Annotated in this window: 1 protein-coding gene; it reads right to left on the reverse strand. The window is 40.2% G+C overall.

The genetic code is table 11. The features are described from left to right. The coding region (locus HC176_RS18120) for an NAD-dependent epimerase/dehydratase family protein (RefSeq protein WP_167920396.1) at positions 1-160 on the reverse strand (160 nt) is incomplete at its 3' end. Positions 161-341 lie beyond the last annotated feature (181 nt).

A 341-nucleotide genomic window follows, 5' to 3' on the forward strand; every position in this document is an offset into this window, starting at 1 on the left:
TGGTGAAGAAGTCGTTTACTGCTTTCTGGTCGCGTAGGTCTAATTCCTTTGAAGTTTTTCCGATTAAGTTCGAGTAACCTTCAGTTTCTAACTTGCGCCAGATTGCGGAGCCTACCATGCCGCGGTGGCCAGCTATATATATCTTTGTATTCTTGTCCATTTTAAATTTTTACTTTTTCGGATGTTCCTACCGCTGATCAAATGTTGTTTTGATTCCGCGGATTATTGCAGATTACCCTGAAGTTTAGATTCCGCAGATTTTTGCGGATTACACGGAATTATTCCTTTATCAGGTTGATTATAAGTTGCTTTATTAACTCTCTTTGATCGGGTGCGCTTTG

Source organism: Tamlana crocina, from assembly GCF_012037625.1.